Here is a 17,393-nt window from a genome sequence, read left to right on the forward strand (position 1 = left end):
ACGGGCCAGTCGTCAAAGCGCGATATAACGGTCGGCGCGGTGGTTGATGGTCAGGAACAGGTTGAGCACGACGGCGCCGAGTACCGAATAGATGACGACCGGCGGCGGGGTGACGAAGAAGGCGGCGGCCAGCACGCAAAGATCGATGGCAAGCTGGACGAGACCAGCGCGGATGCCGAACCGTTCCTGCAGATAGACGCCGAGAATGCCGACGCCGCCGAGGCTGGCGCGATGGCGGTAGAGCGCCAGCACGCCGTAGCCCAGCAACAGGCCGCCGAGAAGGGCTGCCCAGGCCGGGTGGATGCTGGCGATCTGCAGCACCTGGCTCTGGACATTGGTGAGCAGCGAGGTGATGCCGATGGCGATGAAGGTCTTCAGCGTGAAGGCCATGCCGAGGCGCTTCCACGAGAGATAGAAGAACGGCAGGTTGAGCACGAAAAAGGCGAGACCGAAATTGATGCCCAGCGCATAGTGCAGGAGGAAGGCGACCCCGGCGGTGCTGCCCGTCAGAAGCCCGGCGCTGGCAAGCACATAGAGACCAAGTGCTGCCACAAGGCTGCCGGAGAAGATGCCCTGCACGTCCTCGATCGGTGTGTGGCGTGTTGCGTTGGTGTTCCAGAAGCCAAGCGCATTGATAAGGCTCATGGCGCGATCTCCGAGCGCTGCAAGGATGTGTGCCCGCGCAGAAGCCGGACGGGCGGCGATTGGAATGAATGACCACGCAGCGTTTGTTCGACAGCAGCGCCAGTGTGCAATGCAGCAATTATCGCGATTCCTGCGGTTTCAATCAAGCAGAATATGTAAGCAATGCTGACCTAATTACACTAAGCAAGAAAAGTTCGTTCAGGCCGATTTTCTCGCAAGGAAAAGAATGCCGGAGACGGGTTTTCCGCCATCATTGCGAATCGTGGTTTTGTGAATGTCAAGTATGTCGAGCCCAAAGCGCTTGCAGAGCTGCCGGATGTAACGCTCAGAATGCGCGTAGCGCAGGGATTCGCGCAGGACGAAGTCGCCTTCGTCGCCGCCGTCCTCGACGGAAAAGGCAAACAGGCCGTCATCGGCAAGCAGCTTTGATGCGATGACGAAAACGCTGTCGAGATTGCCGAGATACATCAGCACGTCGGCAGCGCTGACGAGGTTGGCACGGTTTTCGGCGGCCTTGCCCTTGGCAAACAGGCCGCAGCTTTCCGGCGGCAGGGAAAGGTCGGCCTGCGCAAGCTGGTCGTAGATGCCTTTGTCTTCCGCCTTGGCCAGCATGTTGGCCGACAGATCGAAGCCTTCCAGGTGATCCGCCTTGTCGCGGATACGTTCGCCGAACAAGCCGGTGCCGCAGCCGAGATCGATGACATGGGCGAAGCGCCGGTTGCCCGCTTGGGCCGCAATCAGGGCGGCGAGCTTTTCCGGAACGGTGTAATGGAGCTTCTCGACCAGCGCCTTGTCGAAGCGATCGGCATAGTCGTCGAACAGTTGCGCCACATAGAGGCTGGACGGCTGCTCCGGCGTTTCAGCGCCGCCGAGGAGGGCAAGCTTCAGGCCGGCGCCGAAAATATCGTCAGGGTTGAGCTCGAGAACTTTCTTCAGCGCTGCGACCGCCGCCTCTTTGCGGCCGGATTTCTCCTGATAGTCCGCGAGGCGGAACCAGCCGGCCGCCCAATCGGGGACAAGCTCCAGCGCCTGGGACATCAGGTCGGCGGCACCGGTGTGGTCGTCGCTTTCGGCAAGCATATGCGCATATTCGGCGCGGCGGTCGGCAATCAGGTCGCCGGAGGAAAGCTGGTTGAGGTTCATTGTTTCTGCGCCTCGATTGTGCCCTTGGGCTTTGACCGCTTGTCGCGTGCACAGGTAAAAATGGCAAGCGGCGATTGGCTCGGCAAGGGGTATCGCCAATCTTCACGGCTTGCGAGCGGCTCCTTGGCAGCTTATGTCAGGCAAAACAGGAGAATCATGGGCCATGGCCGATGGAGTGAACAAGTTTCTGGGCGATTCGCCGGGCCGGGTGATCGTCAAGCTTTTGGTGGTGTCGGTCATCGTCGGCTTCGTCATGGCGGTGTTCGGCTGGACGCCCTATGGCATACTCTACACGGTCCGAGACTTCATTCTAGACCTTTGGCATTCCGGCTTCGCGGCGCTCGGCCGCCTCGGAGACTACCTGCTGCTCGGTGCGGCGGTGGTCATTCCGGTCTTCATCATCCTGCGCATTTTGAACTACCGGCGGTAACATGCACGATCAGAACTTCCTCGCCTCCCGGCGCACTCTTCTGCGATCTGGAGCTTTTCTTTCGCTCGGCTTTCTCGCCGGTTGCGGTACGCCCAAGGTGGCCCCAAGCGGCAATGGCAGCGACCAGACGGATACGACGCTCGGTTATGTCAACGACCTTAGAAAACAGAAGGGCCTCAAACCGCTCGCACGCGACCCGGCGGCCGCACGGGCGGCCTTGTCGCAGGCGGACCGCATGGCCAAGGCCGGCAAGATGGCGCATCTGATCGGTGTGGGCGACAGCTTCCTCGATCGCATGAAAGGACAGGGTGTTGCCCTGCCGGCGGCCGAAAACATCGCCATGGGCCAGGACAGCGCCGAAAAGGCCTATGCCGCCTGGTACCATTCGCCCAAGCATCTGGAAAACATGCTGGGGCCGAACTACAGCGGCCTGGGCGTCGCGGTGATGCGGAATCCCACTTCAGGAAACCAGCCCTATTGGGCCATGGTGCTTTCGACCGCCTGATCTGATCTTGGGTTTCGCGGCTGGTCTTGAGGACAAAGCATGACGGCAGCGCATACGACCGACAGCGAAAACAGCCAAGGGGCAGGTCCCTTTCTGGTCACCAACCGGCTGATCCTGTCGATCGCGGTGCCGATGACGCTCGGCTTCCTGACGACGCCGCTGCTCGGGCTGGTCGATACGGCCGTCGTCGGACATATGGGCCAGGCGACGCTGCTTGCCGGTCTGGCGGTCGGTGCCATCCTCTTCGACCTTTTGTTCACCACCTTCAATTTCCTGCGCGCCGCCACAACCGGCCTTGTTGCCCAGGCTTTCGGGCGCGGCGATAGGGCGGAAGAGCAGGCGGTTTTCTGGCGTTCCCTGATCATCGCTCTCGTGTGCGGCACCGCCATCGTCCTGTTATCGCCGCTGCTCCTGGCGGCCGGGCTCTGGCTGATGGCGCCGGGGCCGGAGGTGGCGGCGGTGACCAGCACCTATTTCCTCTGCCGCATCCTTTCCGGTCCGGCGGCGCTCGCCAACTACACGATCCTCGGCTACGTGCTCGGGCGCGGGCAGGGGACGACGGGGCTGATGCTGCAGACGCTGATCAACGGCATCAACATTGTCTTGTGCGTCTTTCTCGGGCTTTATCTCGGCTGGGGCGTGATGGGCGTGGCGCTGGCGACGGTCACGGGCGAAGTGGTCGGTGCGATCGTCGGATTCGCGGTCGTTTATGGCCGCTTCGACCGCACGGTTTCGCCGAGCTGGGCCTCAGTCGTTGCCCGCGAACGCCTGAAGCCGCTGTTCGGGCTCAACCGCGACATCATGATCCGCTCCTTCGTGCTTCTCGGCGCATTTGCCCTGATGACGCGCATCGGTACGGCCCTTGGTCCGTTGACGCTGGCGGCCAATGCCGTGCTGATGACGATCTTCCTTGTCGCCGGCTATTATCTCGACGGGCTTGCCAATGCCGCCGAGCAGCTGACGGGCCGCGCGATCGGCGCCCGCTTCCGGCCGGCCTTCGACAGGGCGCTGAGGATGACGGCGATCTGGTCGCTCGCGCTCGCCGGATTCACCACCATCGCCTTTTTGATTTTCGGCGACAGCCTGGTCGATCTGTTGACGACTGCGGAAGATGTGCGGGCGGAAGCCTATGTCTATCTGCCGTGGGCGGCGATCACGGCGATGACCGGGGCGCTGGCGTTCCTGATGGACGGCGTCTTCATCGGCGCCACCTGGTCGCGGGACATGCGCAACATGATGCTTGCCGCCTTCGCGGGTTATGTCGTTGCCCTCTGGCTGCTGGTGCCGGTCTTCGGCAATCACGGGCTCTGGGCGTCGCTCAACCTGTTCCTGCTGTTTCGCGGCCTTTTCCTGATGGCGCTGGTGCCACGCCGCACGGCTCAGACGTTCCTGGCCGCCCAATGATCCGTCCGGCTGCCACGGATATCAGCGATCGACGAGAGCTTTTCGCGGTCGCAGAGGTTTGACAGGCCGCGGACGATCCTGCCCGGGAGTGAAGGGCCTTCATAGACCATGCAGGAATAGAGTTGGACGAGGTTGGCGCCAGCGCGGATTTTTTCCGCCGCCGTTTCCGCCGAGGAGACGCCGCCAACGCCGATGATCGGCAGGGCGGGTCCGACGCGCTTGCGCATCTTGGCAAGCACGACGGTGGATTTTTCAAACAGCGGCTTGCCGGAAAGACCGCCGCTTTGCTTGGCCTGGTCCTGGTCCCTGAGGCCGTCGCGCGCCAGCGTCGTGTTGGAGACGATCAGCCCGTCGAGAGCGTGCGACAGCGCTTCTTCCGCAATGTCGTCCATGGCTTCCTCGGTGAGATCCGGCGCGATCTTGAGGAACACTGGCAGGCGTCTTCCCGTTTTTGCGGCCTCCTCGTCGCGGGCGGCGAGCACGGCCGACAGAAGTGCCGCCAGGCTTTCGCGTGCCTGCAGGTCGCGCAGGCCGGGCGTGTTGGGGGAAGAGATATTGGCGGTGAAATAGCGGGCGACGCCGTAGAAGGCGCGAATGCCGGCGACGTAATCGGCGATGCGGTCGGCACTGTCCTTGTTGGCGCCGATGTTGACGCCGATCATCGCATCGCGAGAGCAGCCACGAAGCCGGGTCAGCGCTGCCTGATGACCTTCATTGTTGAAGCCGAGACGATTGATGACCGCCTCGTCCTCGACCAGACGGAAGATGCGCGGCTTGTCGTTACCGGCCTGCGGCTTCGGCGTCACGGTGCCGATCTCGGTGAAACCGAAACCGAGCCTGAGCAGTGCCTCCGGAACTTCGGCATTCTTGTCGTAACCGGCCGCCATGCCGAGCGGATTGGCGAAGGTGAGGCCGGCGACGGTCTGCGTCAGCCGCGGATCGGCGGGTGCTGCGCAGGCGGGCACGAGGCCGGTTTTCAGCGCCTTGACCGAAAGCCCGTGGGCCGCTTCCGGATCAAGCAGGAAGAGGCCGCGGCGGGCGAGCGACTGGAAGGCATCGATCATCGGTCAAGCTCCGGAAAGAGATGGGCGCCGTCAGCACCGAGCGGCAGCGGCTTTGCCCAGAGGACCGCATCGAAGGACAGCGTGGCGTAGAGATGCGGAAACAATGTACCGCTGGGCGAGGGCTCATAGACCAGCTTGTCGCCGAGCTTTTCGGCATCGATGGCAACAAGCAGAAGGCCTTGCTGTCCGGCAAAATAGCGGGCAGCGGTTCCCGGTGCCTGCTCGGCCGTCGACAAATGAATGTAGCCATCCGTCAGGTCGATCGATGCCCCCTTGAATTCTCCGCTGTTGAGCGCATCCTGCCATAGAGTCGCCGGGACGATTTTGTAGATAATGCTGCTCATGCCGCCGTTTCCTGGAGATTGGACACTGTGTTTTGCGGGATTGCCGCAATCCTGTGCGAAAGTCCACCGGCAAGCGGGTTCGATCCCGGATTTTCGGCTGATTGGGAGATTGCGATGAACAGGTTACTGATGCCGGTCCTGGCTCTGGGCGGGGTCCTCGCAGCGATCGCCGCGTTTGCCCAGGAGCCGGCGCCCGGGCGCTATGCGATGCAGAAGACCGACACCGGCGTTGCGCGGCTCGATACGCAGACGGGCGAGGTGTCGCTGTGTCAGGAAAAGGATGGCGATCTCGTCTGCCGGATGGCGGCCGACGAACGCACTGCCTTCGAGCTCGAGCTCGATCTCCTGGCCAAACGCATCGAAACCCTGGAAAAAGCGGTCGGCGAGGGGCAAACCTCACTGAAACCGCGGCTTCCGACGAAGGAAGAGATTGACCAGACGATGAGCATCATGGAAAGAATGATGCGCAGTTTCATGGGAATTGTGAAGGATCTGGAACGCGAGTCCGACGACACCGAGAGCGTGCCTCAGAAGACCTGACCGGATCCCGGACGATGCATGCGCCGCGGCGGCGAATGGGAGGATTTGGCCACCGCGCGGAGCTCTTGGGAGGGAGCGTCATGACGTCAGGCTTGACCATCATCATTGCGGACGATCACCCGCTGTTTCGCGGCGCCATGCGCCAGGCGCTGTCCGGCATGGCCGGCAATCCGACCATCATCGAGGCCGGGGATTTCACCGCGGCGCGGCAGGCGGCGATCGACAACGTCTCCGCCGACCTGATGCTGCTCGATCTCACCATGCCGGGTGTCAGCGGCCTGTCGGGCCTGATCGCCCTTCGCGCCGAATTCCAGAGCCTGCCGGTGATGATCGTCTCCGCCCATGACGATCCGGCGACGATCCAGCGTGCGCTTGAACTGGGGGCCTGCGGCTTCCTGTCGAAATCCGCCGGCATCGATGAAATCCGCCATGGCATCGAAACGGTCATGGCCGGCGACATCTTCACTCCGCCGGGTTTCCAGCGCGGCATGGAGCACGAGCCGGAGGTGGCCGATCTCCTGCATCGGCTGCAGACGCTGACGCCGCAGCAATCGCGCGTGCTTGGCATGCTCGCCGAAGGCCTGCTCAACAAGCAGATCGCCTACGAACTGGGCGTCTCCGAAGCGACGATCAAGGCACATGTCTCGGCGATCTTGCTCAAGCTCAACGTCGATAGCCGCACGCAGGCGGTGATCCAGCTGGGGAAGATCGCGGCTGTGGCGGCTTGAACGGGGCTGCCCTTCGGCAATCTCTTCCAGCTACTCCGCTGCCGCCTTCATCGATACGGAAAGCTGCGTCAGCCAGGCTCGCATCGAGGCCGGGCGAACCGGCTTGTTTTGCAGCGCCACGCTATCTCGTTCGGCGGCGGCACGGACTTCCGGAGTGCGGTCGGCGGTAACGAGGAGGGCAGGGATGGCAATCGCGAAATGGTCGCGGATCGCCTGGATCGCGGCGATGCCGGTTGCCTTGTCGAGGTGGTAGTCGGCGATGATGGCATCCGGATGCTGGGCGAGATTGGTCGGATCGGCCTGCCAGGCAGCCAGCGACAGCGCGGTGGTGACCGTGCAGCCCCAGCCCTCGAGCAACAGTTTCATGCCTTCGACGATCTGCGCCTCGTTGTCGATGCACAGGACACGCAGGCCATGGAGCGGTTCGGCGGTTCCAACCGCTGCCGTGGCGGCGGTCTTGATACTAGCGGTGGTGCGGTCGATCGGCATGGTCACGCGGAAGCGCGTGCCCGCGCCGGGCTTGGATTGCAGATCGACGGCGTGATTGAGGACGCGGGAAATGCGGTCGACGATCGACAGGCCGAGCCCGAGGCCGGACGCCGTCTTGGCGCCCTCGTCGAGCCGGGCGAATTCCTTGAAGACCGTACGAAACTTCGACGCAGGAATGCCGATGCCTGAATCGAGCACCTGGACGACGGCGTTGCCGCCCTCGCGGCGCACGCCGACCAGGACCTTGCCTTTCGGCGTATATTTGATGGCATTTGATACGAGGTTCTGGATGAGGCGGCGCAGGAGGTTGGGGTCGGTGCGCACCGACAGCGACGTCGGCATGACGGTGAGCTTGAGATTGGCAGCGCGGGCGACGGGGGCGAAGTCGGTTTCAATCCGGCGCAGGAGGTCGTTGAGCGGCACGGTTTGCAGGCGTGGCTTCATCGCGCCCGTGTCCAGGCGGGAAATATCGAGCACGGCGCCAAGGATGGATTCGACCGATTCCAGCGAGGAATCGATGTTCTGGACGAGCACTCTGTTTTCAGAATCCCCCAGACGCTCGACCAGCGACGATGAATAGAGCCGGGCGGCGTTGAGGGGTTGCAGGATGTCATGGCCGGCGGCGGCGAAGAAGCGGGTCTTGCCGATATTGGCCTCCTCCGCGGCCGCACGGGCTTCGGCTACCTCGCGGTTGACGCGGGTGAGTTCACCGGTGCGCTCGGCAACGCGCAGTTCCAGCGTTTCGTTCGCCTGCTTCAGCGCCATGTCGGCGGCGACACGTTGGGTGATATCGGTATAGGTGGTGACGATGCCCTTGTCGGGCATCGCATTGGTGCGCACTTCGATGATGCGTTCGCCGCCGGAAAGTTCGAGCAGGAAGGGTTTGTCGAGCGTCAGGAAGTTGGCGACCAGCGCCTTTTCGTCTTCCTTGCGGATATCGCCGCGCTTGCTCAGCATCGAAACGATTTCGGCCAGCGGAAAGCCGACCTGGCCGGCGCTTTCCGGCAGGTCGAGCAATTGGCGGAAGCGGCGGTTCCAGATGATCAGGTTGTTGGAACTGTCGAAGACGGCAATTCCCTGGTCCATCTGTGAGAGCGCCGTTTGCAGCATGTCCTGATTGTACTGCAGCGCTTCCGATGCCTGATCGAGCAGCCAGGCGGTGTCGGAAGACGTGTCGTCCATGCGCTGCAGTACCAGCGACAGCACGAGCCGCGCGGAAGAGGAGCCGATAGCGCTGCCGAGAAGTTGCTCGGAGAAATGAACGAGTGCCATGTCGGCCGGCTGATGGTCCTCCAGCCAGCGGCCGGATTGGCGCTCATAGGTCTGGAACGAACGCTGCATGCGCTCGTCGCCGAGATATCGGGCGATCGTGGTCTTCAGGTCGAGCACGGTGATCTTGGTCTTGCGGCCACGAAACGCTTTCTCCGAGCGTGATTTGCGGCGGATGAAGACGCCGGCTTGCAGCCGCTCCAGCGGTTTTGGCGCACGCGTCAGCGAGCCGATGACATAGGCGACCCCGTTGACCAGCAGGCTGAGCGCGCAGGCATTGACCAGCGGATCGGCGGCAGGGCCGGAAAAGATCGCGGTGAAGGGGAAGAGGAAGCCGAGTACGGTGGCCGCGACCTGCGAATTGTCCGGTCCGCCGAGGCTCGGCAGGAAGAGCAGGTACGCCCAGACGAGGAAGCCGACCGTCATGCCGGCAATCGCGCCGCGGGCGTTGGCCTGCCGCCAGAGGAGGCCGCCAAAGAGCGCCGGGGCCATCTGCGAAATGGCAGCGAAAGAGAGAAGACCGAGGGATGCCAGGCCGGCGCTCATGTCGGCGGAGCGGTAATAGCCGTAGCCAAGCAGCAGGACCGCGAAGATTGCCGTGCGCCGGACGTTGAGCAGGGTGCCCGTCACATCCCGCGAGCTGCCGCGGCCCATCAGGTTGCGCCTCAAGAACACCGGCATGACGATGTCGTTGGAGATCATGATCGACAGCGCCACCGAGGCGACGATGACCATCGCGGTGGCAGCGGAAAAACCGCCGATGAAAGTGATCAGCGTCAGCGCCGGCATGTCGGCGGCGAGCGGCAGTGTCAGGAGATAGAGGTCCGCCTCGCCGCCGCCGGCAAAGGTCAGGATGCCGGCGATGGCGATCGGCAGCACGAAGAGATTAATGGCGACCAGATAGACCGGGAAGAGGATGCCGGCAGTGCGCAGGTCCCTTTCCGTGCGGTTCTCGACGACGGTGACGTGGAACTGCCGCGGCAGCATGATGATGGCGAAGGCCGAAAGCACGACCAGCAGGATCCAGCGCGGCAGCGGCGTCTGATAGTGCAGTGCGGTCATCACCTGGTGGTTGGCGAGCGCCTTGGCCCAGAGATCGTTCGGCCCGTCGAACAGGACGAACACGACATAGAAGCCGGCGGTCAGCAGCGCCAGGAGCTTCACCACCGATTCCATCGCAATCGCCAGGATGAGACCATCCTGGTGTTCGGTGGCATCCGTATGCCGCGTGCCGAAGACGATGGCGAAACAGGCGAGGAACAGCGTGACGAGCAGCGGCAGGTCGATAAAATTCTGGCCGGCGCCGATGCCATAGCCGCTGGTATCGACCATCGCCGACACCGAGCTGGAAACGGCCTTCAGCTGCAGGGCGATGTAGGGGATGGCGCCGATCAGCGAGATCAGCGCGACGATGGCGGCAACCACCGGGTTCTTGCCGTACCGCGCGGCGACGAAGTCGGCGACGGAGGTGAGCCGCTCGGACTTGGCAAGCGCGATGATGCGGCGGATCACCGGCAGGCCGAGGGTGAACATCAGGATCGGGCCGATATAGATGCCGGTGAATTCCAGCCCGCGCTCGGCAGCGAGACCGACGCCGCCGAAATAGGTCCATGAGGTGCAGTAGATCGCGAGGCTGAGGGCATAGACGAGCGGCCTGCCCTTGCCGGCAGGCGCGTTGCGCGCCTTGCGATCGCCGTAACTTGCCACTGCAAACAAAAGCAGCAGATAGGCGAAGGCGGCCGCGAAGATGATCGAGCCCGAAAGCATGCCTCCTCCTTGTCCTCGCATCAGCATAGGACAAGACGGCGGGGAAGAAAATCAGGTGCGTCTAAACCTTAAGTCAAAGAACGGACTTCTGTTTTTTCAGACGGCGTGAAACCGGTGGGTTTCACTTTCCTTTTTCGAGGCGCGATTTACTTGGGTGTAATTTCAAGTAGCATCGCCCCGGCTGGCCAGCAATGCAGGGACAGGCAAAGCCAGCCGGTTTCAAGGGAAGTAAGGAGAGAGCAATGCTGAATGAGTTCAAGGCGTTTATCGCCAGGGGCAATGTCATAGACCTAGCCGTCGGTATTATCATCGGTGGGGCTTTCAGCCTGATCGTCAACTCGCTGGTTAACGACATCATCATGCCGATCATCGGTGCCATCACCGGCGGGCTTGATTTCTCCAACTTTTTCATTCCGCTTTCGAGCACCGTGACCGCCACCTCGCTTGCCGCGGCCCGCGAGCAGGGCGCGGTCTTCGCCTATGGCAACTTTCTCACAGTGGTGCTGAATTTCCTGATTCTCGCCTGGATCATCTTCCTGCTGGTCAAGGCAGTCAACACGATGCGCGCCACACTGGAAAAGCAGAAAAATGAGGAGCCCGCAGCGCCGCCACCGGTCGATGTGCAGCTGTTGACGGAAATCCGAGATTTGCTGAAGCAGCGAGCGTGAGGCGACACATCACCAGAATCGATAGATTCGTCAGCGAATATCGCGTGATCGTGATCTGAAAAACCGCTAGAAGCGGCGGGAAAACAGGAGCCCGCCGATGACCATTCTCGCCAGCCTCAGCCCCCGATCGCTCGCAGCACCCGAAAGCGGCATCGTCGAGCTGGTGAATTATGCGCGCGGGCGCGAAGGGCTTATCCCGCTCTGGGTTGGCGAGGGAGATCTGCCGACTCCGGACTTCATCGCCCAGGCGACGCAGGATTCGCTGATGGCCGGCGAGACCTTCTACACCTGGCAGCGCGGCATCCCGCCGCTGCGTGAGGCGCTGGTGCGCTACTATCAGCGCCATTTCCAGAAGACGCTTGCGCCGGACAATTTCTATGTGACGGGGTCGGGCATGCAGGCCATCAAGCTTGCGATCGAGGCCGTTACCTCGCCCGGCGACGATGTGGTCTTCCTCTCGCCTGCCTGGCCGAATTTCGCGGCAAGTGCGGAGCTTTCCGGCGCCCGGGCGATTGCGGTTCCGCTCAACTTCGAACACGGCAAATGGCAGCTCGACATCGCCAAGCTCGAAGATGCGATCACGCCGAAAACACGGGCACTGTTCGTCAACACGCCGTCCAATCCAACCGGCTGGACCGCATCGCATGACGATCTGAGAGCAATTCTTGATCTGGCGCGCCGGAATGGTCTCTGGATCATCGCGGACGAAATCTATGCGCTCTATTATTTCAATGGCGGCAGGGCGCCGTCCTTCCTCGACATCATCGAAGACAGCGACCGCATTCTCTTCGTCAATTCCTTCTCCAAGAACTGGTCGATGACCGGCTGGCGCGTCGGCTGGATCGTTGCGCCGGCGGAAATCGGCCAGGTGCTGGAAAACCTTATCCAGTATTCCACATCCGGCGTAGCCCAGTTCATGCAGGCGGGTGCCGTCGCCGCACTCGACCGGGGCGATGACTTCATTGCCGAAAACATCGCCAAGGCGGCCCGCTCGCGCGATTTGCTGTGCGACGCGCTGATCGCGACCAATCGCGTCCAGACCTTGAAGCCGGATGGCGCGATCTATGCCTTCCTGAAAATCGATGGGGTCACCGATGCCCGCCGCACCGCGCTCGACATCGTCGACAAGACGGGTGTCGGCCTTGCACCGGGCACGGCATTCGGCGAGGGTGGGGCCCTGTTCATGCGCGCCTGTTTCCTGCGCGACCCCGGCCAGATCGCGACGGCTGCGGCGCGGTTGGCCGGCTATATCGCCTCTTGAGTGATATTTGACCGTTCGGCACTGCACAAAATCCTTGTGTATCGCGCCGTGAACGGGTCATATCCCGCTGAATTCAACAGTGTGGGAGTACACGGATGGCGGTTTTGGTAACGGGTGGTGGCGGTTATATCGGCAGCCACATGGTCTGGGCGCTGCTCGATGCCGGTGAACAGGTCGTCGTCATCGATCGTCTTTCCACCGGGTTTCGCTGGGCGATCGCGCCCGAAGCGCGCTTCTACGAAGGCGATATCGCCGACACCGTCCTGATGCGGCAGATATTCTCGGAAAACGAGATCGATTCCATCATCCATTTCGCCGGTTCGATCGTCGTGCCGGAATCGGTCGCCGATCCGCTCGGCTACTACGAGAACAATACGGTGAAGTCGCGCAGCCTGATTGCCAGCGCCGTCGAGGCCGGTATCCCCTATTTCGTGTTTTCCTCGACGGCCGCGGTTTACGGCACGCCGGAGGTTCTGGAACCGGTTACCGAGAGCGTCAATCTCAAGCCGGAATCGCCCTACGGCTCATCGAAGCTGATGACCGAGATCATGCTGCGCGATACGGCCAATGCGCATGACTTCACCTATACGGCGCTGCGCTATTTCAATGTCGCGGGAGCCGATCCGAAGGGACGAAGCGGCCAGTCCTCGGCTTTGGCGACGCATCTGATCAAGGTCGCCTGTGCCACGGCGCTGGGCAAGCGCCAATCGATGAGCGTCTTCGGCACCGACTATCCGACGCCGGACGGAACCTGTGTTCGCGACTACATCCATGTCTGGGATCTGGTGCAGGCGCATCTGAAGGCGTTGCAGCGCATGCGCGCCGGCGGCGGTTCGCTCGCCGCCAATTGCGGCTATGGCCATGGCTTCTCGGTGCTCGAAGTCCTGGATGCCGTGCGCAAGGTGCATGGGAGCGACTTTCCGGTCACCTTCGCTGAGCGCCGGGCGGGGGATCCTGCGATGATCGTCGCCAATCCGGCGCTCGCCAGGCAGGAGCTCGGATGGGTTCCGCAGTACGATGATCTGAGCGGCATCATCCGCAGTGCGCTCGATTGGGAACAGCACCTGACGCGGAAGAACGCCTACTGAAATCCGATGGGCTGATGTCTTTTTGGCCCGGCATTGGCCCGCAAGGTAGCGGGGCCGGCATCCGCGCGGCCTCTCCAGTTTGACGACAGTTTCAGCTTCTAGGGTGCTTGTCAGCAAAGACTGACTGGACCCGGAGCACCATGGAATTTCCCTGCCTTAGAATCCGTATGACGGCAAGGCGATCGGCTGTGCCGTCGAAGGCGGCGCACGGGCTGGAAACTATGCGAACCCGGCCCGCAGCAGAGCCGTTTTCCCTCCGCCAAGTCATGGCGCTGCCGGCGACTGCTTTCGCGCCCAGCCGGAGGAGCCGATGAAAGCGGTCATTCTTGCTGGCGGTCTGGGATCGCGCATTGCCGAGGAAACGCATCTGCGGCCGAAGCCGATGATCGAGATCGGCGGCCGTCCGATCCTCTGGCACATCATGAAGCTCTACTATGCCCACGGCGTACGCGATTTCATCATCTGCTGCGGCTTCAAGGGCTACATGATCAAGGAATACTTCGCCAATTATGGCCTGCACATGTCGGACATTACTTTCGACCTGTCGCAGAACAGTATCGAGTTCCATCGCCAGAGCGCCGAGAACTGGCGCGTGACGCTGATTGATACGGGCGAGAACTCGATGACGGGCGGACGCCTCAAGCGCGTTGCCTCCTATCTCAAGGACGAGGAAGCCTTCTGCTTTACCTACGGCGATGGCGTCAGCAACGTCGATATCAGCAAGACGATCGCCTTTCACAAAAGCCACGGCAAGCAGGCGACGGTGACGGCCGTGCGGCCGCCGGCGCGCTATGGCGCGCTGCAGCTGGACGGCACCGAGGTCCAGGGCTTCGTCGAAAAACCGGAAGGCGAGGGCGGTTTCATCAACGGCGGTTTCTTCGTTCTTTCGCCCCGCTGCATCGAGCGGATCGAAGCGGATCACTCAAGCTGGGAGGGGGAACCCCTGATGGGACTGGCCAAGGACGGCGAGTTGCAGGCCTATTTCCATGAAGGCTTCTGGCAGCCGATGGATACGCTGCGCGACAAAAACCATCTTGAAAGCCTGTGGCAGAGCGGCGCCCCGCCGTGGAAGACGTGGTGATGCCGATGAGGAACGAATTCTGGCGCGGAAAGCGCGTACTGGTTACCGGGCATACCGGCTTCAAAGGTAGTTGGCTGACGCTTTGGCTGCGTGAACTCGGGGCTGATGTCACCGGCCTGTCGCTGGCGCCGACGACGGAACCCTCGCTGCACCTGCTGCTCGGGGGTGAGATGGATGGGCCCGGCATCATCGATATCCGTGATCGCGACGCCGTCACCCATCATGTTCTGAAGACAAAGCCGCAGATCGTCTTTCATCTCGCAGCACAGGCGCTGGTCAGGGCCGGTTATCGCAATCCGGCGGAAACCTATCACGTCAACGTGCTCGGCACGGTCAATCTGCTCGACGCCTTGCGCCTGTCGGAGGATGTGCGCTCGATCGTGGTCGTGACCACCGACAAGGTCTACCACAATGCCGAGACGGGGCTTGCCTTCATGGAGAGCGATCCGCTCGGCGGCCACGATCCCTATAGCGCCAGCAAGGCAGCGGCCGAGATCGTCGCGGCAAGCTATCGGGCATCCTTCTTCTCAAGCCGCAGGGTCGGCCTTGCCACGGCGCGCGCAGGCAACGTCATTGGCGGCGGCGACTGGGCAGAGGACCGGCTGATTCCCGATGCGGTCAGGGCATGGCAAAGCGGCGAGACATTGCAGGTGCGCCGTCCGCGGGCGGTGCGGCCCTGGCAGCATGTGCTTGAACCGCTCGGCGGTTACATGGGCCTCGCAGAACGGCTGTGGCAGGCGCCTGAGGGTGTCGAGAGCTTTAATTTCGGCCCGGATCACGGTGAAGCCGCCTCGGTCGGCGCGGTCCTGAAGATGGCGGAGCGCCATTTCGGTGGCGGCGCAACGATGCTCGGCGACGGGACGGACGGTCCGCACGAGGCAGGTTATCTGGTCCTCGACAGTGCCAAGGCGCGCGCCGAACTCGGCTACCAGCCGCGCTGGCGGCTGGCTGAAACGGTCAAGCGGACGATGGAATGGTACCGCGCGCAAGGCGATGGCCGGGCGGCGCTTGAACTCTGCCTTGCCGACATCCGCGATTTCGCCGGCTTGGCTGTTGGAGACGAGCCTTTGAGGGCGGCGGGATGAGCGGGCGGTTCGAGGCGGTCACAACGCCTCTTGACGGGCTGCTGGTTCTGACCCGCAGGAAGATGGCGGACGAGCGCGGGTTTCTCTCGCGGCTGTTCTGCGAGGACGATCTTGCGGCTTTCGGTTGGCAGGGCCGCGTTGCGCAGCTCAACGAGACCGGCACGACTTTCAAGGGAACGGTGCGCGGCATGCATTTCCAGTGCCCCCCGCATGCGGAAATCAAGCTGGTGACCTGCACGCGCGGCCGCATCCTCGATGTCGCCGTCGATATCCGCGAGGATTCGCCGACCTTTCTGCAGCATTTCGCCGTCGAGCTTTCCGAAGCCAACGCCTGTTCGCTGCTCATTCCCCAAGGGTTCGCCCATGGTTTCCAGGCGCTGAGCGATGAAGTCCGGATGATCTATGCCCATTCGCATCCCCACATCGCCGCGGCGGAAGGCGGGCTCAACCCGCAAGACCCGGCGCTTGGCATCGACTGGCCGCTGCAGGTTATCAATCTATCGCCGCGCGATGCAGCGCATCCCTGGCTGTCGCCGGACTATCGCGGAGTTGCTGCATGAGCTGCCGTCACTGCGGGTCGACGCATATGGTGCCATTCCTCGATCTCGGCACCGCGCCGCCGTCGAATTCCTATGTCGATCTTGCCAGAAGCCATATGCCGGAACTCTGGTATCCGCTGGTGATCCGCTGCTGCCGGGAATGCCGGCTGGTGCAGACGGAAGACTTCGCCGATCGTGAGACGTTCTTCTCGTCGCGCTACGCCTATTTCAGTTCCTTCTCGACCTCCTGGCTGGCTCATGCCAAGCAGTATGTCGCCGTTATGCAGGCCCGTTTCGGCCTGACTGAGGCGTCGCATGTCGTCGAAGTCGCGGCCAATGATGGCTATCTGCTGCAATATGCCAAGCAGCGCGGCCTTGGCTGTCTCGGCATCGAGCCGACCGCAAGTACTGCAGCGGCTGCCCGGCAAAAGGGCATCGACATCGTCGAGGCATTCTTTGGTGCCGACCTCGCCGATAAACTGGTGGCACAGGGGCGTTCCGCCGATCTGATGGCGGCCAACAACGTGCTGGCCCATGTGCCCGACATCAACGATTTCGTCGCCGGTTTCGCGCGTCTCTTGAAGGCGAACGGCGTTGCCACCTTCGAGTTCCCGCACCTGCTCAATATGGTGCGCGAGGCGCAGTTCGATACGGCCTATCACGAGCACTATTCCTATCTGTCGCTGACGGCCGTGACGCGCGTGTTCGAGGCAAACGGTCTCTCCGTCTTCGACGTCGAGACGACGCCCTGGCATGGCGGCAGCCTGCGCGTGTTCGCGCAGCGCAGCGATACCGGCAAACATGCGAAAACGGCGGCCGTCGCCAGAACGCTGGATGCCGAGCGCGCGGCGGGCATGCTCGAGGATGCCTTCTATGCGAATTTCCAGGAGGCGGCGCAGATCGTGCGCGACGGCTTTCTTGAGTTCCTCATTGACAGCAGGCGAGCGGGCCTGAAAGTGGCGGCCTACGGTGCCGCGGCGAAGGGCAACACGCTCCTTAACTTCGCCGGCGTCAAACCCGATCTCCTCCAGTTCGTCGTCGACAAGAACCCGGCCAAGCAGGGAACGCTGCTCCCCGGCAGCCGCATCCCGGTTGTCACGGAGGACGTCCTGAAAGCCGAAAAACCGGAAAGGGTGGTTATCCTGCCATGGAACCTACAGACCGAAATCAAACAGCAGCTTTCGTATATCAGCGACTGGGGTGGCAAGTTCGTGACGGCGGTTCCGACGCTGCAGGTGCATCCCTAGCCCAGGATGCGAACACGGTCCTGCCTCAGGTTGCCGTGGACATGCCGGTTGCCAAGAAAGATACGCCGATTGCCGAGATCGGCTGACCGCCGATTT

17 protein-coding genes are annotated in these 17,393 nt (G+C 62.5%); 12 read left to right on the forward strand and 5 right to left on the reverse strand.

Features of this window, described 5'->3' with window-relative positions:
* Positions 1-12 precede the first annotated feature (12 nt).
* Both JNB71_RS09600 and JNB71_RS09605 read right to left on the reverse strand, forming a co-directional pair.
* Positions 13-645, reverse strand: a complete 633-nt coding sequence (locus tag JNB71_RS09600; protein WP_220371592.1) for a YitT family protein — start codon at positions 643-645, stop codon at positions 13-15.
* Between the two features lie 198 nt (positions 646-843).
* Positions 844-1,788, reverse strand: coding sequence for a class I SAM-dependent DNA methyltransferase (locus JNB71_RS09605; protein WP_220371593.1), 945 nt, complete (start codon positions 1,786-1,788; stop codon positions 844-846).
* Positions 1,789-1,951: 163 nt separating this feature from the next.
* On the opposite strand from JNB71_RS09605, the gene JNB71_RS09610 reads away from it, so the two are divergent.
* The 3 genes from JNB71_RS09610 to JNB71_RS09620 are packed head-to-tail and all read left to right on the forward strand — an operon-like array spanning position 1,952 to position 4,127.
* Positions 1,952-2,218, forward strand: coding sequence for a DUF6460 domain-containing protein (locus tag JNB71_RS09610; RefSeq protein ID WP_018324060.1), 267 nt, complete (start codon positions 1,952-1,954; stop codon positions 2,216-2,218).
* A 1-nt stretch (position 2,219) separates the two neighbouring features.
* Entirely contained in the window at positions 2,220-2,723 is a 504-nt protein-coding gene (locus tag JNB71_RS09615) for a CAP domain-containing protein (protein ID WP_220371594.1), read from the forward strand.
* Positions 2,724-2,762: 39 nt separating this feature from the next.
* Positions 2,763-4,127 carry an MATE family efflux transporter gene (locus JNB71_RS09620; protein ID WP_220371595.1) on the forward strand — a complete coding sequence of 455 codons (1,365 nt, stop codon included), beginning with the start codon at positions 2,763-2,765 and terminating at the stop codon, positions 4,125-4,127.
* Here JNB71_RS09620 and JNB71_RS09625 read toward each other — a convergent pair.
* Together JNB71_RS09625 and JNB71_RS09630 are read right to left on the reverse strand one after the other, a co-directional pair.
* A complete protein-coding gene (locus JNB71_RS09625) occupies positions 4,103-5,191 on the reverse strand; it encodes a quinone-dependent dihydroorotate dehydrogenase (protein WP_220371596.1) in 1,089 nt (362 codons plus the stop codon). The two genes, JNB71_RS09620 and JNB71_RS09625, sit on opposite strands and share 25 nt — an antisense overlap.
* Complete coding sequence (locus JNB71_RS09630; protein WP_220371597.1) at positions 5,188-5,535, reverse strand: DUF952 domain-containing protein; 348 nt, start codon at positions 5,533-5,535, stop codon at positions 5,188-5,190. Before JNB71_RS09630 ends, JNB71_RS09625 begins: the two co-directional genes overlap by 4 nt.
* Positions 5,536-5,649: 114 nt before the next feature.
* Between JNB71_RS09630 and JNB71_RS09635 the strand changes: the two genes are divergently transcribed.
* Together JNB71_RS09635 and JNB71_RS09640 are read left to right on the forward strand one after the other, a co-directional pair.
* A complete protein-coding gene (locus tag JNB71_RS09635; RefSeq protein ID WP_220371598.1) occupies positions 5,650-6,075 on the forward strand; it encodes a hypothetical protein in 426 nt (141 codons plus the stop codon).
* Between the two features lie 80 nt (positions 6,076-6,155).
* The gene (locus tag JNB71_RS09640; RefSeq protein ID WP_220371599.1) at positions 6,156-6,803 is read left to right on the forward strand and encodes a response regulator transcription factor; all 648 of its coding nucleotides are present in this window, start codon (positions 6,156-6,158) and stop codon (positions 6,801-6,803) included.
* A 30-nt stretch (positions 6,804-6,833) separates the two neighbouring features.
* Here the strand turns inward: JNB71_RS09640 and JNB71_RS09645 are convergent, their stop codons facing one another.
* Entirely contained in the window at positions 6,834-10,328 is a 3,495-nt protein-coding gene (locus JNB71_RS09645) for a PAS domain-containing hybrid sensor histidine kinase/response regulator (RefSeq protein WP_220371600.1), read from the reverse strand.
* 242 nt (positions 10,329-10,570) lie between these two features.
* Here JNB71_RS09645 and mscL point away from each other — a divergent pair, with 242 nt between their 5' ends.
* From mscL to JNB71_RS09680, 7 genes are all read left to right on the forward strand, one after another.
* Positions 10,571-10,996, forward strand: coding sequence for a large conductance mechanosensitive channel protein MscL (gene mscL, locus JNB71_RS09650; protein WP_220371601.1), 426 nt, complete (start codon positions 10,571-10,573; stop codon positions 10,994-10,996).
* Between the two features lie 97 nt (positions 10,997-11,093).
* Positions 11,094-12,257, forward strand: a complete 1,164-nt coding sequence (locus tag JNB71_RS09655; protein WP_220371602.1) for a pyridoxal phosphate-dependent aminotransferase — start codon at positions 11,094-11,096, stop codon at positions 12,255-12,257.
* 95 nt (positions 12,258-12,352) lie between these two features.
* Complete coding sequence (gene galE / locus JNB71_RS09660; protein WP_220371603.1) at positions 12,353-13,345, forward strand: UDP-glucose 4-epimerase GalE; 993 nt, start codon at positions 12,353-12,355, stop codon at positions 13,343-13,345.
* Positions 13,346-13,655: 310 nt separating this feature from the next.
* Positions 13,656-14,426 carry a glucose-1-phosphate cytidylyltransferase gene (gene rfbF, locus JNB71_RS09665; RefSeq protein WP_220371604.1) on the forward strand — a complete coding sequence of 257 codons (771 nt, stop codon included), beginning with the start codon at positions 13,656-13,658 and terminating at the stop codon, positions 14,424-14,426.
* On the forward strand, positions 14,426-15,511 hold the full coding sequence (gene rfbG / locus JNB71_RS09670; RefSeq protein WP_222857234.1) for a CDP-glucose 4,6-dehydratase: 1,086 nt from the start codon (positions 14,426-14,428) through the stop codon (positions 15,509-15,511). The genes rfbF and rfbG overlap by 1 nt, the downstream gene beginning before the upstream one ends.
* Complete coding sequence (locus JNB71_RS09675; RefSeq protein ID WP_220371605.1) at positions 15,508-16,071, forward strand: dTDP-4-dehydrorhamnose 3,5-epimerase family protein; 564 nt, start codon at positions 15,508-15,510, stop codon at positions 16,069-16,071. The genes rfbG and JNB71_RS09675 overlap by 4 nt, the downstream gene beginning before the upstream one ends.
* Positions 16,068-17,297 carry a class I SAM-dependent methyltransferase gene (locus tag JNB71_RS09680; RefSeq protein WP_220371606.1) on the forward strand — a complete coding sequence of 410 codons (1,230 nt, stop codon included), beginning with the start codon at positions 16,068-16,070 and terminating at the stop codon, positions 17,295-17,297. The genes JNB71_RS09675 and JNB71_RS09680 overlap by 4 nt, the downstream gene beginning before the upstream one ends.
* Positions 17,298-17,393 lie beyond the last annotated feature (96 nt).

Source organism: Rhizobium herbae (assembly GCF_019511375.1).
Lineage (GTDB): Bacteria > Pseudomonadota > Alphaproteobacteria > Rhizobiales > Rhizobiaceae > Pararhizobium > Pararhizobium herbae_A.